The organism is Plantibacter lichenum (assembly GCF_050587525.1).
In the GTDB taxonomy this organism is placed as follows: domain Bacteria; phylum Actinomycetota; class Actinomycetes; order Actinomycetales; family Microbacteriaceae; genus Plantibacter.
Map to the genome: position 1 here is coordinate 283,435 of NZ_JBOBFT010000001.1, position 14,992 is coordinate 298,426.

General features: G+C 67.1%; 10 protein-coding genes. 4 read left to right on the forward strand and 6 right to left on the reverse strand.

Going from position 1 to position 14,992, the window contains the following annotated elements; all coding sequences use genetic code 11:
- Positions 1-17 precede the first annotated feature (17 nt).
- The 5 genes from ACQ3HB_RS01295 to ACQ3HB_RS01315 form a co-directional block, all read right to left on the reverse strand.
- Positions 18-2,204, reverse strand: a complete 2,187-nt coding sequence (locus ACQ3HB_RS01295; RefSeq protein WP_430917003.1) for an alpha-galactosidase — start codon at positions 2,202-2,204, stop codon at positions 18-20.
- Positions 2,205-2,308: 104 nt separating this feature from the next.
- Positions 2,309-3,652, reverse strand: coding sequence for an ABC transporter substrate-binding protein (locus ACQ3HB_RS01300; RefSeq protein WP_430917005.1), 1,344 nt, complete (start codon positions 3,650-3,652; stop codon positions 2,309-2,311).
- Between the two features lie 73 nt (positions 3,653-3,725).
- Positions 3,726-4,691, reverse strand: a complete 966-nt coding sequence (locus ACQ3HB_RS01305; RefSeq protein WP_430917006.1) for a carbohydrate ABC transporter permease — start codon at positions 4,689-4,691, stop codon at positions 3,726-3,728.
- Positions 4,692-4,700: 9 nt separating this feature from the next.
- A complete protein-coding gene (locus ACQ3HB_RS01310; RefSeq protein ID WP_430917008.1) occupies positions 4,701-5,699 on the reverse strand; it encodes a carbohydrate ABC transporter permease in 999 nt (332 codons plus the stop codon).
- Between the two features lie 46 nt (positions 5,700-5,745).
- Positions 5,746-9,087, reverse strand: coding sequence for a tetratricopeptide repeat protein (locus ACQ3HB_RS01315; protein ID WP_430917010.1), 3,342 nt, complete (start codon positions 9,085-9,087; stop codon positions 5,746-5,748).
- Positions 9,088-9,222: 135 nt separating this feature from the next.
- Here ACQ3HB_RS01315 and ACQ3HB_RS01320 point away from each other — a divergent pair, with 135 nt between their 5' ends.
- Entirely contained in the window at positions 9,223-10,053 is an 831-nt protein-coding gene (locus ACQ3HB_RS01320; protein ID WP_430917012.1) for a helix-turn-helix domain-containing protein, read from the forward strand.
- A 49-nt stretch (positions 10,054-10,102) separates the two neighbouring features.
- On the opposite strand, the gene ACQ3HB_RS01325 is transcribed toward ACQ3HB_RS01320, so the two are convergent.
- Positions 10,103-11,062 carry an aldo/keto reductase gene (locus tag ACQ3HB_RS01325; RefSeq protein WP_430917013.1) on the reverse strand — a complete coding sequence of 320 codons (960 nt, stop codon included), beginning with the start codon at positions 11,060-11,062 and terminating at the stop codon, positions 10,103-10,105.
- Between the two features lie 468 nt (positions 11,063-11,530).
- Between ACQ3HB_RS01325 and ACQ3HB_RS01330 the strand changes: the two genes are divergently transcribed.
- From ACQ3HB_RS01330 to ACQ3HB_RS01340, 3 genes are all read left to right on the forward strand, one after another.
- Positions 11,531-11,686, forward strand: a complete 156-nt coding sequence (locus ACQ3HB_RS01330; RefSeq protein WP_430917015.1) for a hypothetical protein — start codon at positions 11,531-11,533, stop codon at positions 11,684-11,686.
- 379 nt (positions 11,687-12,065) lie between these two features.
- Positions 12,066-13,463 (forward strand): MATE family efflux transporter, encoded by a 1,398-nt coding sequence (locus ACQ3HB_RS01335; protein ID WP_430917017.1) that lies wholly within the window; start codon positions 12,066-12,068, stop codon positions 13,461-13,463.
- A 373-nt stretch (positions 13,464-13,836) separates the two neighbouring features.
- Positions 13,837-14,853: a magnesium transporter CorA family protein gene (locus ACQ3HB_RS01340; protein ID WP_430917019.1), complete on the forward strand. Its 1,017-nt coding sequence runs from the start codon at positions 13,837-13,839 to the stop codon at positions 14,851-14,853.
- Positions 14,854-14,992 lie beyond the last annotated feature (139 nt).

The following is a 14,992-nucleotide window of genomic DNA, read 5'->3' on the forward strand; positions in this document are numbered from 1 at the left end:
TAGGCCGCAGACCGGGGTCAGGCCGTCGTGACGCGGAACAGCATCGAGCGGTCGGGATCGAGCGAGGGCGCCTCGACGCCGAGGCCGCCGAGCACCCGCCCTGGCAGCACCACCCCGGTGCGCAGCCAGCCGGGCTGCGCCTCATGGGAGAACGGCGATCCGGGGTGCACGGCTTCGACGCGGTACCTCCGATCGGATTCGAGCCCGGGCAGCGTCACACGACCGGGCGGCCACGTGGACGGCCGTTCCACCACGCTGAACGCGTACAGCGCCTCGCTGCGATCCGTCGCGACCACGCCCTCCAAGCGGAGAGCCGCGTTCGAGAGGTCGGCGTGGACCACCCGGCCGGAGTGGAGCAGGGCCCGGTGCTCGAGGTGGAAGGCGATCCACGCGCCGATCGCCGACCGCTCCTCGTCCGACGATTCCAGCACGTTGATCTCGAGTCCGAAGTGCCCCCAGAGGGCTTTCTCGGCACGGTAGTCGAGCGGGTGCACGCGATGCGTCGTGTGCGATTCCTCGGCACCGAGATGCGTGCCCTGGAGTTCCGGCGGCACGAGCAGACCCGTCCACCGCTGGATCTCGAGCCGCTCGTGCGGGTCGTTGCAATCGCTCGGCCACACCCGATCGGTGTGTTCGAGGACGCCGAGGTCGATCCGCCCGCCGCCGCTCGCGCACGACTCGATCTCGAGGCCCGGATGCTCCGCCTTCAGCGCCGCCATCAACCGGTAGGCCGCGAGCGTCTGCTCACGCACACCGGGTCGCCCGCTCGGCGTGTGCCCCGCATCGAGCAGGTACCGGTTGTGGTCCCACTTGATGTACGCGATCCCGAGCCGCCCGACGAGCTCGGTCACGTGCGCGTGCACGTACTCCCACGCCTCCGGGTGCCCGAGGTCCAGCACGTGCTGGTGACGAGAGGGCAGGCCGATGCCGTGGCCTGCGTCGAAGATCCACTCCGGGTGCGCGCGGCTCAGCTCCGAGTCGACGTTGATCATCTCGGGCTCGAACCAGAGCCCGAAGTCCATGCCGAGCTCACGGACGCGGTCGGCGAGCGGTTCGAGGCCGTCCGGCCAGACGAGCCCGTCGACCGTCCAGTCGCCGAGGGACGTCGTATCGTCGCGCCTCCCGGTGAACCAGCCGTCGTCGACCACGAACCGTTCCACGCCGAGCGCTGCTCCCTGCTCGGCGAGGCGACTGAGGGTGTCGAGGTCGTGGTCGAAGTAGACCGCCTCCCACGTGTTCATGATGACGGGACGCGGCGATCCGGGATGCGAGTCGCGTGAACGCAGGTGGTCGTGGAACCGACCCGCCAGCTCGTCGAGGCCGTCGCCCCAGGAGCCGTACATCCACGGCGTCGTGTACTCGGAACCTTCCGCGATGACGACCTCATCGGAGAGGATGAGCTCGCCGGACACGAGCCGTCGCTCACCGGTTGGCATGCGTTCCGCTGCGAGCACCTGGTTCCCGCTCCACGCGAGGTGCACGGCCCACACGAGTCCGGAACGGAAGCCGAAGCCTGCTTCGCCGGCCGCCAGGAGGAGCGTGTGTTCGAGGCCGGGTTTGCCGCCACGGCTCTCCCGCACCCACTCGCCCACGTGGAACGGCCGCCGTTGCGGCACGCGTTCGAGCGCCCACCGGCCGGTCAGATCGAGGACCTCGGTCGCCGCCGACGGCACGGGGAACGCGAGTTCGAGGGCGTCGAGCCGGTAGTCGGCGCCGTGCTCGTTGACGAACGTCGCACGCTGCCGGACGAGCCCGGATGCGAGGACCTCGATCTCGATGATCAGCCGCAGGCCGTAGGCGTCGTCGACCGCTTCACACCGGAGCGCCGCAGCGCCATCGGCATGCTCGATTCCCTCGCCGTGCTCGCCCGCTGCGACGACGCCGTAGCGGGCGCCGTCGAATCGCGGAGCCCATCGGGTCCCCGCGCTGCCTCCGCGAACGCCCGGCCTGCCCATCCATCCCTCCGCGAGCTGCGGCACGATCGGCACGGGCTGCGGATAGGTCACCGCGCTGTCGCCGATCCCGGGCAGCGCGGAGCGGACGACGTCCGCGAGGGCGGCATCGTCGAGGTCGCCGAGGTCGAAACCCCAGTGCACGATGCGGGGAAGGCGCCGGTCGCCCGTCGCGACGACGACGCTCGTCCCTCCCGCGCGCAGGTGGACGGCTTCGAGCGACGGCTCGCTGGTCTGAGAGTCGGTGGTCACGGCTGGGTTCTCCTCGGTACGGGGCGATGGGTTCGGTGGTTGATTCGTGGCAGGGGATGACGGCGCAGGCGCGCCGTCATCCCCTGCGGCTGCTCCTCGGGCGATCAGCCGCCCAGGATCTGCCTGCTGGCGTCGTCCATCTCGGCGAACACGTCGTCGTCACGCTCGCCGGCGAAGAACGCTTGGAACATCGGTGTGATCGTGGAACCCAGCTCCTGGCCGCTGCGGAACATCGGCGTGGTGAACAGCGTCCCGTCCGCGAACTGATCGGTGTACGGCTTCACGTCGATGCCCTGCTCGAGCATCGCCTTCGCGGTGACGTCCATCGACGCCTGGATCGACGGGAAGAACGTCCCGTCGACGCCCGCAGCGCTCTGGCAGGCCTCGGACCCCATGTACGAGACCCACTTCCACGCGTTCTCGGTGCGGGGACTGCCCTGCCAGATCGAGTTCGCGTTCGAGTTGGTGAGCGATGAGCGCTTGCCGTCTTCACCGAGCACGGACGGTGCGATGCCGACCTTCATGTCCTTCAGCGCGTTGAACGACGGCGCGTACCAGGACCCGCCGACGACCATCGCGACCTTCCCGGATCCGAGCTGTTCCACCGCTCCCTGCGTGAAGTCGCCCTCGTGCGGCGAGAAGCCGCGATCGGCGAGTCCTCGGAAGTAGTTCATCGCGGCGACGAACTCCGGCGCGGAGTAGTCGAACGACGTGGGCCAGTTCGTGTCGGCGCCGAGCGTCCAGCCGGTCGTCGAGAGGAACGAGCCCCAGCTGTCCTGCCCGTTGAGACCGTTCGTGCCGATGGTGCCCGTGCCGTAGACGGCGACCTTCGTCTTGTCGAAGCCGGGCTCGTCACCGCGTACACCGTTCGCGTCGACCGTCAGGTGGGCGACGACCTTGTCGAACGTGCCGCCGTCCTTGGGGTTCCACGTCATCGTGTCGACGGCGTCCTCCGTGAGTCCGGCGGCCGTCAGCTGGTCTGCGTTGTAGAAGAAGCCGATCGTCGCCCAGTCCATCGGGATGCCGTACAGCTTGTCGTCGGAGTACGTCCACGAGTCGATGCCCGTGCCGATGGCGTCGAGGTCGAACTTCGACGAGGCGATCAGGTCGTCGAGCGGCAGGAGCTGTCCCTGGTCGACATATTCCGGGTAGAAGCTCGTGTTGTTCTGGAACGCGTCCGGAGCCGTCCCCGCGACGAAGCCCGTGGTGATCTTCGTCCAGTAGTCGTCCCACGCGTACTGCGAGATGTCGACCTTGACACCCGGATTCGCCTCCTCGAATCCGTCGACGCACTTCGCGTAGGACACGGCCTGCTTGTCGTCCCACGTCCACCACTGCACGGCGCCGCCGGCATCGGAGGATCCGCCTCCACCGCCTCCCGAGCATGCGGCGAGGGGGATGGCGACGGCGACACCGGCGACGAGCGCCAGCACTCTCTTGCGGTTCATTCGATCTCCTGTGATTGAGGCGTGCAGGGAAGGGTGGTGCGGAAGGAAGGGTCGTACAGGGAAGCGGGTGCGATCAGCGGATGCCGGTGAACCCGAGGGAGTTGACGATGCGCTTGCCGAACACCATGAACAGCACGAGCATCGGGAGGGCCGCGAGGAGCGAAGCGGCCATGAGGCCGGCCCAGTCCGGGGCGACCTGCGGCGAGGACTGCTTGAACACAGCGAGCGCGAGCGTGAGCGGTTGCACGTTGCGGTCCCCGGCGATCAGGAGCGGCCAGAAGTAGTCGTTCCAGTAGGTGATGAAGCCGAGGATCGTGAGGGTCACGATCGGTCCGGACGCGGTCGGCATGACCACCTGGAAGAGGATGCGCATCTTGCCGGCGCCGTCGATGACCGCCGCCTCCTCGATCTCGCGGTTGAGCCCGAGGAAGAACTGTCTGAGGAAGAAGATGTTGAACGCGCTGAAGAACGCGCCGGGCAGGATGAGCCCGGCGAAGCTGTTCATGAGCCCGAGGTCCTTGATGAGGACGAAGTTGGGCAGCAGGGTGAGGATGGCCGGCAGCATGAGCGCCGTGAAGAGGATGCCGAACACGAGGTCGCGGCCCTTCCACTGCAGCCGCGAGAACGAGTACGCGGCGAGCGCCGCGAAGAACACCTGGCAGAACGTCGCGATGCCTGCGTAGACCACGGAGTTGCGGAGATAGATCCCGAGGTCGAGTGCGGCACCGGACCCTCCCTCGGCCCGTGCGTCCTCGACCGACGACAGCCCGAGCGCTCGCATGAAGGGGCCGAGCGTGAAGTCGACGGGCAGGAGCGAGGTGGGATGCGTCGTGAGCGCGTGGTTGTTCGAGAGCGCGGTGCGGAGCATCCAGTAGAAGGGGAAGATCGTGATGACGAGGATGATGACGAGGTACAGCCAGGCGAGCATCCGGCCGGGCGACGGCAGTCGCCGGGACCGTCGAAGCGGTGTCCGGGACGGCGCGTCGGCGGGTGCGCCAGCGGAGGTCTCGCGCGGTGCGGTGCTCAGTTCGGTGGTCATGGCGCGCTCCTAGTTCGTGTCCGACTGCGATGCCCGCATGAGGCGCATCTGGGTGAACGAGATGATCATGAGCATCGCGAACAGGGCCAGCGACATCGTGGCCGCATAGCCGAAGTCGAATTGCCCGAATGCTTTGTCGTAGATGTACATCTGCAGGACGTTCGACGCGTTCGCGGGGCCGCCCTTCGTTGTGACCTGCACGATGTCGAACACCTGGAACGCGCTGATGAGCGTCAGGATCGTGACCATCGCCATGATGGGGCGGAGGAGCGGCAGGGTGATGCGGCGGAACATCTGCAGTTCGTTCGCGCCGTCCATCCTCGCGGCTTCGTAGACGTGCTCCGGGATGGTCTGGAGTCCCGCGAAGATGAGGATCGTCGTGTAGCCCATCGACTTCCACACCGTGATGACGGCGAGCGAGGGGATGACCCAGGCCCGGTCGCTGAGGAATTTGACGGTCTCCCCCGTCAGGCCGTTCAGCCACAGATTGACGATGCCGAGCTGCGAGTCCAGCATCCACGACCAGACGACACCGGCGACGACGCTCGAGATGAGGAACGGGAGGATGATGAGCCCGCGCATGATCGTCGACTTCGTCACCCGGTGCAGGATCACGGCGGTCGCGAGGGAGACGCCGAGGCCGATGACGACCGCGAGGACGACGAAGTGCAAGGTCGTCAACAGTGACGCCCAGAACACCTTGTCGCCGAGGAGCTTCTCGTAGTTGGCGAGGCCGATCCAGGTGGGCGGCGTGAGGACGCGGAAGTTCGTGAAGCTCAGGTAGATGCCACGGAGGGTGGGGTAGAGCGCGAAGACGAGGAACCCGGCGATCGCCGGGACGACGAGGAGCCAGCCGAGCTTCCAGTCATTGCGGTTCGCGGCCGAGAGCGGACTCGATGCCCGCCCGTGGCGCTTGGTCCTGATGCGCGGGGCCGGTGGGGTGCCGGCCCCTTCCGGCGGTGCGGCGTCCGCACCACCCGTGCCTGGATGATCGATCATCGTGCTCATGGCGCCTCCTTGCGCTTGCGGTCGATGTGCTGGATGAGGGTGCAGGTCAGTCCACGACGAGCGAATCGAGCTGCGCCCGCAACAGGGCGACGTGCACGTCCTGCATCTGCTGCAGATCCTCGACGAAGAGGAGCATGGTCGGCAGCGACGTCGCGAAGTAGTCGATCTCAGGGACCGTGTCCTCGAGCTCGGCGACGTGAGCCGAGAGGCCCGCGATCAGCTCGGCGGCCAGGTCCTCGCGACCGAGCCTGCGCCAGGCGAGTACGGACCAGTAGGTGCGCTCGGAGTAGGCCAGGGGCGCCATGCGCTGGAAGTCCCCCCGGGCCGAGGCCGCCTCCGTCCACGCCTCGAGCGCCTCCGCCCCGCGTCCCGCGGCATCGAGCGCATCGCCGAGCGTGAGCCAGAGCTCCGAGCAGTTCGCCAGTTCATGACGGGCCTCACCGAGCGAGACCGGGGCGTCGAACGCCTCCTGAACGGCGGCGATGGCGAGCTCCGGTTCTCCTGCGGCGAGATGGTCTCTCGCGATGGCGAGCTGAGCGAGATCCCAGGCGGCGAGGACCACGCCCTCACCGCCCTCCCACGGCTGGAACGCCCGAGAACGGAGGATATCGACCGCGGCACGGCGGTCGGCTGCGCCGCCGGCGATGACGAGCAGCGTCGCGAACTCGGTCGTCAGGTCGTCACGCTGGGCGACGAGGTCAGGCATCGTCCGCAACCGTTCGAGCCGCACGGCGGGGTCGACCGCCGACCGCTTCTGCAGCTGATCGAACTCGTACTGGAGCTTCGCATCCCCTGGAGCCGCGTCGAGTGCGTTCCGGTAGCAGCGCTCGGCCTCATCGGGCTCCCCCGAGACGTTGAACGCGGCGATGCCGAGGTTCCGCCACACGATCGCATCGGAGGGATCGAGGACGACGGCACGTCGCCAGAGCTCGATCGCCTCGGCATACCGCCGCTGTGCGTAGTGCCAATGACCCGACAACGCGAACGCCCGCGCATCCTGCGGTTCGAGATCGATGACCGTGGCGAGGACGTCCGCGTCGTCGAGGCGCCCCGGCAGGGCGTTCGTCGCATCGACCTGCCGGGCCCGAGCACGCGCAGCCTCCGCGTCCGCAGGTCTGCCGAGCGCGAGCAGAGCGTCGGAGCGGTAGTACTCGATGAACGGCGCCGCGTTGTTCCGGCCTGCGTTCGCGGTCGAGCGATGGACGGACGAGGCGAGGTCGAGCAGGCGGAGCGCGTCCGCGTGTTCCCCGATGGACCGGTACTCGAGCGCGAGATCGACGAGCGCTTGCGGGTCGTCCGTGAGGGTGAGCCCCGCGAGATCACGCGACCACTGGTCCAGCGGATCGAGCGCGAGCGTGTCCGCGAGCTGGGTCTCGGCCTCCGTTCTCCGGCCGAGTGCCCGCAGGACGACCGCGCGGATGCCCCGCGCCTGGATGTGATCGACGTCCAGCCGGAGGACCTGCTCCACGAGCCGGAGCGCTTCCGCACGGTCACCGCCCGTCGCGGCGATCCTCGCGAGGAGGATCCACGCGGGGACCCGCCAGGCCGAGTTCCAAGCCGCCTTCGACAACCGGTCGACGGCTTCGGATGGGCGACCGAGCCGATGCAGCACGACGCCGAGCCGGTAGTGGGCTTCACCGTCGGACGGATTCGGGTTGAGCGATGTGGCACGGGCGACGGCCGTCTCCAGGAGGTCCCGTGCCTCCTCGTACCGACCGGAACGGTACAGACGAGCTGCGAGCGCCGTGTTGGAGCGCACATCGCCGGGATCGCGTCGAAGCGCCTCTCGCCAGTACGGTTCCGGCGAACGCGTCGCATGCCGGAACTGCTCGAGGTGGACTCCGGTCAGGTAGAGCTCGTCCGCGGACGCGATGGCCTCCGGCGCCTCCGGTTCACGCGCAGGGTCGGGCAACTCGGTCGGAGCCTCGTCATCGCGTCGCGGCTGCCACCGCAGGAGCACCTGGCCGCCGTGCTCCACCACGAGGGCGACGTCGTGCTCATCGGACACCTCGTCCAGGGTGACCGTCTCCACCAGCGCACGTCCGGGACCGAGGTCGGCGGTCACCGCCCACAGCTCCGCGTCGTCGGCCGCGCGGCGGATCGAGACCAGAACGCCGTCCCGGACGCCCGTCGTCACGACGCCCAGCGACATCGTGGGCCGCCCGGTCTCCGATTCGGCGTGCGATTCGACCTGCGCTCCGGTCTCCGATCCTGCATCCACCCGTTCGAAATGCACGGCGACGTCGAGCGTCGCCTGCTGCACCGTCCCGACTCCCTGGATCGGGAACCAGTACTGGCTGAACGTCTTCGTCTCCCCCGGCGTGAGGAAGGAGAAGTCCGGCTGGTTGTCCGTGTAGACACCGGCCATGAGCTCGACGTATGCGCCGTCGCCGTCGGTCAGGTTGCGGTCCCATGCCCAGCCGAACGGCGCATTGCCCCACGTCCACTGCTTCTTCCCCGGGGAGATGTGGTGGTCCGCCCAGTGGACGAACCCAGCCCCACGCCCGTGGTCGTATCCGCCGAAGAAGTCGTCCTGAGTTCCCAAGCACATGTACGAGGTGGGGACGGGGATGTTGCGGTACCAATCGATGCGGTCGGCGTCCGGGCGATCCGCGCTGACCCGCGACGGGTAATCGATGCCGTAGTAGTCGCCCGTCGCCCTCGGGAACGCGCTCATCGCCCGCTTCGCATGGTCGGCGACGGCGTGCACGTCCGTGGGGAAGAACGATTGGTAGCCGTCGTCGACCCGCGCGGCCACGTTCGCCCACCACAGGAAGGTCTGCGTGTCGTCGGTGCGGTTGAACAGGCGGACCCGCGCCTCGACGACTGCCTTGTCAGGGTGGAGACGAATGCCGTGCATGCCCTTCATCCGGGTGAACGGGTCGAGGTCGGAGCACCACACGGTCACGGCTCCGTCGTCCTCGAACTCGATGAACGAGTCGGTCGGGAGCATCGTCGCCGGCCGGTGGTGCTGCGGCCAGTTGAACTCGACCCCACCGGAGATCCAAGGGCCGAGCACACCGACGAGCGCCGGCTTGATGACGTTGTTGCGGTAGAAGAAGTCGTACCCGTTGGTCTTGTCGTATGCGATGTGGATGCGACCGCCGAGCTCGGGCAGGATGACGAGCCGGATCCACTCGTTCTCGATGTGGATCGCGTCCCAGGCGTGCGGCGTCTTCGTCTGGCTGATGCGCTCGAAGAACGGCATCGGATACACCTGGCCAGACGACCCCTGGTAGACGCGCTTCTCGAGGAAGGCTGGGAACCGGTCTGGGGCTTCGGGGAGATAGCTGTCGATCACGAGCGGTTCGCGCCAAGCGGCGACGGCTCGCGACTGCTGCGACGCCGGGATGGACGGGAGCGTGATCGTGGACTCTGCGGTGAGCATGCGGCCAACACTAGGTTCGGCCCCACACGCCGGGGAATATCAGTTCTCACGACAAATATGGACAAAACGCTGATTCCGTGCGTCAGTTGGTCCATGTATCTCAAGGAAGGGTTCCCCGGGCAACGGTTGCAGGTGATGCCTCACCCACTCGTGCGGATCGTGCTCGATCGACCCGTCACCGGTCGGCTCGTCGTGACCGACTGCGGCGTCTTCCCGCACGCCATCGCGCACCGCAGGAGTCGTCCGCAGGGCAGCCGGCAGGCCATCGTGATCCTCTGCACGGAAGGATCCGGCTGGTGCCGGCTCGACGCGTCGGACGAGATCCATGCGATCGAGGCCGGGCAAGTACTCGTGATCGAGCCCGGTGTCGCGCACGAGTATGGATCGAACCCCGATGACCCGTGGACCATCTGGTGGATGCACGTCGCCGGTTCGGACGTCCCGGAACTGCTCGACGCGATGCGGGTCTCGACGAACAGACCCGTGTTGCGGGTGCGCGACCTGTATCGTTCGACAGCCCTCATCGACGAAGCGCTGACGCGGATGGAGACCGACGAATCGGTCCCGACGCTGCTCGCCGCTTCCGGGGCGGCGTGGCATCTCCTGGCGATGCTCGCCGCCGACCAGGTCGATGCTCCGCAGCGGGAGGATCCCGTCCGCCAGGCGCTCGCCTACCTGCAGGAACGCATCGGCACCCGGACGAGCGTCGCTGAACTCGCATCACTCGCCGGTCTCAGTTCATCGCACTTCGCCGCGCTGTTCTCGCAGGCCACCGGTCACGGGGTCCTGTCGTACCAGAACAGTCTGCGGATGGCGCGGGCGCGCGATCTCCTCGACACGACCTCGCTCGCCGTCTCCGGTGTCGCCCATGCGGTCGGCTACACGGACGCCCTCTACTTCTCTCGACAGTTCCAGAAGCACCACGGCGCATCGCCGAGCGCCTACCGTCGTCAGGCCAAGGGGTGAGCGACGCCGAGTCGAGGACCCGCCGCCGCTCACGCCCCGACGGCATCGATCAGGCGGAGGCGGGCTCCGTCGCGGAGGCGAACGACAGCGCCGCGACCTCGTCCTCGGTCAGCTGCAGCGTCGCTGAGGCCACGAGGTCGGCAAGCTGCGTGAGTGACGTCGCGCTCGCGATGGGGGCGACGACCGTCGGCTGCTGACGGAGCCACGCGAGCGACACGGAGGCGAGCGAGGCGCTGTGGGCGGCGGCGACGTCGTCGAGGACCGACAGGACGCGGCGACCACGGTCGTCGAGGTACGCTCCGGCGCCCTCGGCACGCGGACTGTCGACCGTCACGCCATCGCGGTACTTGCCCGTGAGGAAGCCCTTCGCGAGCGAGAAGTACGGGACGACGGCGAGCGACTCGCGCTCCGCGATCGTCGCCAGTTCGCCTTCGAAGTCGCGCTCCACGAGGTTGTAGTGCGGCTGCAGCGCGACGGCGCGGTGGAGGCCCTTCGCATCGGTGATCTCGAACCACTCGGCGATGCGTGCGGCCGTGTAGTTGGAGATCGCGATGTTGCGGACCTTGCCGGCGTCGACGAGCGCGGACAGCGCCGTGACCGTCTCCTCGAGCGGAACGGTCTCGTCGTCGAAGTGCGCGTAGTAGAGGTCGATGTGGTCGGTGCCGAGGCGCTGCAGGGACGCATCGGCGGCAGCAGCGATGTTGGCGGCGGACAGGCCGGCGAACTGCGGGTGCGTGCTCACCTTCGTGGCGATGACGACGTCATCGCGGTTGCCGCGTGCGTTCACCCACTCGCCGATGATCGTCTCCGACTCACCGCCCGTGTGACCGGGGACCCAGTGCGAGTAGCCGTCGGCCGTGTCGATGAAGTTGCCGCCTGCCGCGGTGTACGCGTCGAGGATCTCGAACGAGGCGTCCCGGTCGGCCGTCCAGCCGAAGACGTTTCCGCCGAGGGCGAGCGGGAAGACGGAGAGGTCCGAGGTGCCGAGTGCGGTGCGGGGTGCTGACATGGATGTTCCTCCAGAGCGTGCGTTGCGGATTGGTTCCACTGAAGCCAAGCACACGCGGTTGTGGGCTATTCCTGTGTGACGGTGAACGTCGCGAAACCTGTGTGCCGCCTGTCGAAGTCCTCACCGAGGGAGGCAAAACGTCCTCCGCCCATCAAACGTCGACTCTGCGACCCGGACACGCCCGGGCTGCAGAATTCGCGGAAGTTCGGTACGTCCTCACTTTGGGGGACAACTTTTGCGGCACCCGGGCGAGGGTGGGCGGAGTCTCCGATCAGTGTTTACGGGACTTTTTGACGGAATTCAAGAATTCTGAAACTCTAGATGGCGAGCATGTGGTCAGGCCCACTGCCCGAAGCCAATCCCCTGGACTGGGTCGTGTTAGCTTCGACCCCACGCACTCCGAGGTGCGTACGGAAGAAGGCCGCAATAGCTCTCGCGAGCGTGGCCTTCCTCACGAAGGGAATGACAATGACCGTCAAGAACTACGAGAAGAGCCCGGCGTTCTTCCGCGCTCCGTCCCAGGTGGTCTTCTTCGAGGAGGAGTTCAACACGCAGGTCGCTGCACAGCGCCTCGCGGCCGACGCGTCGATCGACGCTGAACTCGACGCCATCCTGGCCAAGTGAGTGAGTGGGTGGGGTGGACGAATGAGGTCCGACCCACCCACTTCTCGGAAATGTGGTGGGCGTCATGTTCTTCCTCCCCAAGCACGGTTTCGGTGGCATTCCTGTCCGTGACAGCGCGGAACGCCTGGACGGCGTCAAGGTCGCCTTGTTGGGCGTCGCATCGTCGGCGGGCGCACCGCACGACGGAGCAGAGAATGGTCCGCGATTCCTTCGTGCGGCATCTCGCAGACATACCTGGGGCTACCCCGACGGTGTCGCAGTGCACTGGGAACGACGAGACACTGGCATCCATGCGGTCGACCTCGGCGACCTGCGACCCCAGGGAGTCGCGGAGGATGATCGAGGCTGCGCGCCGCCGGTTCGATCAAGGACGACCCCAATGACAGGGCCCGCCGAATCGACATCGGAGGACGAGAACGCCTCGCCCCACACCGTGCTCGGCCCGCGGACCTTCCTGTCGTTCGCGGGCACGATGTTCGCCATCGATGTCATCAGCGTCGGTTACGGTGCGGTCGACCTCGCGTTTATCGCGCCCTTCGGAATCGTGATGGTAGCCGCCGTCGGGCTAGGCGACCTCGTGACCCTCCTCTACATGGCATTCTTCGCGGGGGTCGTCGACGTCTACGCCGCTCGTCTGGCGCGTGCCGAAGGACGTTCGTCGACGTGGCGGGACTTCCCGCGTCTGATCGGCGCCCTCTTCGCGATCACGGGGCTGTGGACCGTCGTCGGCATAGCCGCTGCGACACTAACGCCGCTGTTGTTCGAGGTCGTCGGTTCGGATCGCTCCGTGGCCGACGTCGCGGCTGGCTACGTCGCCGTCCGCATGGTCGGCGTGCCATTCACCCTGACACTCGCAGCGATCTCGGTGACGCTTCGGATCCTCGGACGTAAACGTGCCTCTATCTGGATGATCGTCATCGGGTTCTTCCTGAACGCTCTGTTCAACGCCGCCCTCATCTACGGACCGGTCTCCTCCTGGACGGAGAACCCCGTTATGTCGGTCGCCGCCGCCACAGTCGTCGCGCAGATCCTGACCGCCGGCGGCGGCGGCATCGTCCTCAGCTGGCATCTGCGCCGCCGTAGGAGCGAATCCGTCGAGGCGGCGGAACATGACACTGGGTTCATCGCGCTCACCGGCTCGATGCTGCGGACGAGCCTCGGTGTGGGCTTGCGACAGATGAACAACTATGCCGCGGCGGTCGTGCCGTTTATGCTCATCTCCCGGCTGGATGTCGGCACGATCGCCGCGGCGGCTGTTGCCACCAAGGTCTGGACACTGTATTGCCGCGTCCCACAAGCCGCTCTCAGCACCGCCGGCGTCTTCATCGCGTACGCGCGGGGCCGGAGTGAGCGCGCGGCGCACGCCGTGGCAAACCGAGGCTTCCGATATGTGATCTGGCCGAGCCTCGCCGCCGCCATGGGAGTCGCGGCATCCGTGCCGCTGCTCGCCCGACTCTTCGGAGGAGACGACACCGACATGGCCCTTGTCTGGATCCTCAGTGGGGCCTATCTCGTCGCGGTACCCGCGTACGTCGTCGAGAATTTCAGCGGTGAGGTCCTCACCCTGGAGCAGCGCGCAGCGTGGCTGTCCGTACCCTCCACCGTCGTCACCTACGCCATCACCATCCCCTTGGCGGCACTGGGCGTCCTCCTCTGGCAATCCGCCGTCGTAGCCGTTCTCAGCGCCGCGGTCGCCTCGCTCCTGCTCTCTTTCGTCTACTGGCGGCGGACGTGCGAACTCGGATACCGGTTCATGAGCAGTGGGGCGCGCGCATGATCGTGCCCGCGCACCGATTCCTCGCGCCCAGTCGCCATGCCGTCGGATGCGTCTGCGGCAAAAGGTGTTGTCAAGCTTGTCGAAGTGCCCCGCCCAACGTCCAGCCCGATCGCTGAGCGTGTCGAAGCGCCCCTCGACACGCTCAGGGAGCGGGCTCGACGGTTAGTTGGGTGTTGGGGGTGCTCCTCGACGGGCTCAGGGGGCGGGCTTGCACTGAAGCCAAGCACATGTCGGCTTCGCCTATTCCTGTGTGACGCCCGACGACCACAAACCTCCGTTTTCGTGCAAGACCGCCGTTTTCGTGGGCACTTCTTGCACGAAAACGGAGGTCTGAGGTGGGCGGGGTCACAGCACCGGCTCCTAAGCTGAACCCATGCCACGAACCAGGCTCTACCGCGACGGGAAACTGCAGCGCGAGGACTTCGACATGAGCGAGGTGTCCGACCTCATCGTCGACGAGAAGAACACCGTCTGGGTCGACTTCGCCTCCCCCACGATCGACGATCTGCGATCGATCGTCGACGAGCTCTCGCTGCACCCCCTCGCCGTCGAGGACGCGATCGCCGAGCACCAGCGAGCGAAGCTCGACCGCTACGAATCGCACCTGTTCCTCAGCGCGTACGCGATCAGCCTGCCCGACGCGGGAGACGACGACGGCACGAAAGCCCCCACGTCGCCATCCGGTCCTGGCCGTCTCGTGAAGCACGAGGTCGATGCGTTCATCACGAAGAACGCTCTCGTCACCGTCCGCAAACACGACGACTTCGACATGACGAAGGTTCTGGAGCGCTGGGACGCGCATCCGAGCATCACGAAGGCCGGAGTCGGTGCGCTGGTCTGGGGTCTGATGGACACCGTCGTCGACACGCACTTCGACACCGTGCAGGAACTCGACGAGCGAGTCGATGCACTCGAGGAGGCGGTCTTCGAGGACCGGCCCAACACCATCGAGATCCAGCGCGACGCGTACACGGCGCACAAGCACCTCGTCACGCTGCGGCGTCTCGCCCTGCCGATGCGCGAGATCACGACCGAGTTCATGCGGGTCGAGGGCGAGTTCGTCGACGACAAGGTGCTGCAGCCGTACTTCCAGGACGTCTACGACCACACGCTCCGGGTGGCCGATTGGACGGATTCGCTCCGTGATCTCGTGTCGACCATCATCGACACGAACCTCACGGCCCAGGGCAACCGGATGAACCTCGTCATGAAGAAGGTCACGAGCTGGGCGGCGATCATCGCGGTCCCCACCCTCGTCACCGGTTTCTACGGCATGAACGTCAAGTATCCGCTCATCAACACCGTGGCCGGATACTGGGTTTCGCTCGGCCTGATGGTCGCCGCTTCCGGCATCCTCTACTGGCAGTTCAAGCGCAACGACTGGCTCTGACGCTCTGTCCCCGGCGGGTCGCGTGCCCGGTCGCTGAGCCTGTCGAAGCGCCCTTCGACAGGCTCAGGGACCGGAGTGGGCAGTCAAAGCGACGCCCTTCGACAGGCTCAGGGACCGGGACGCTCAGGGACCGGGACGC

Bases quoted from the DNA above. Each gene is read 5' to 3' on its own strand.
- ACQ3HB_RS01300 (WP_430917005.1), bottom strand. From the start codon at position 3,652: ATGAACCGCAAGAGAGTGCTGGCGCTCGTCGCCGGTGTCGCCGTCGCC.
- ACQ3HB_RS01305 (WP_430917006.1), bottom strand. From the start codon at position 4,691: ATGACCACCGAACTGAGCACCGCACCGCGCGAGACCTCCGCTGGCGCA.
- ACQ3HB_RS01310 (WP_430917008.1), bottom strand. From the start codon at position 5,699: ATGAGCACGATGATCGATCATCCAGGCACGGGTGGTGCGGACGCCGCA.
- ACQ3HB_RS01315 (WP_430917010.1), bottom strand. From the start codon at position 9,087: ATGCTCACCGCAGAGTCCACGATCACGCTCCCGTCCATCCCGGCGTCG.
- ACQ3HB_RS01320 (WP_430917012.1), top strand. From the start codon at position 9,223: ATGCCTCACCCACTCGTGCGGATCGTGCTCGATCGACCCGTCACCGGT.
- ACQ3HB_RS01325 (WP_430917013.1), bottom strand. From the start codon at position 11,062: ATGTCAGCACCCCGCACCGCACTCGGCACCTCGGACCTCTCCGTCTTC.
- ACQ3HB_RS01330 (WP_430917015.1), top strand. From the start codon at position 11,531: ATGACCGTCAAGAACTACGAGAAGAGCCCGGCGTTCTTCCGCGCTCCG.
- ACQ3HB_RS01335 (WP_430917017.1), top strand. From the start codon at position 12,066: ATGACAGGGCCCGCCGAATCGACATCGGAGGACGAGAACGCCTCGCCC.
- ACQ3HB_RS01340 (WP_430917019.1), top strand. From the start codon at position 13,837: ATGCCACGAACCAGGCTCTACCGCGACGGGAAACTGCAGCGCGAGGAC.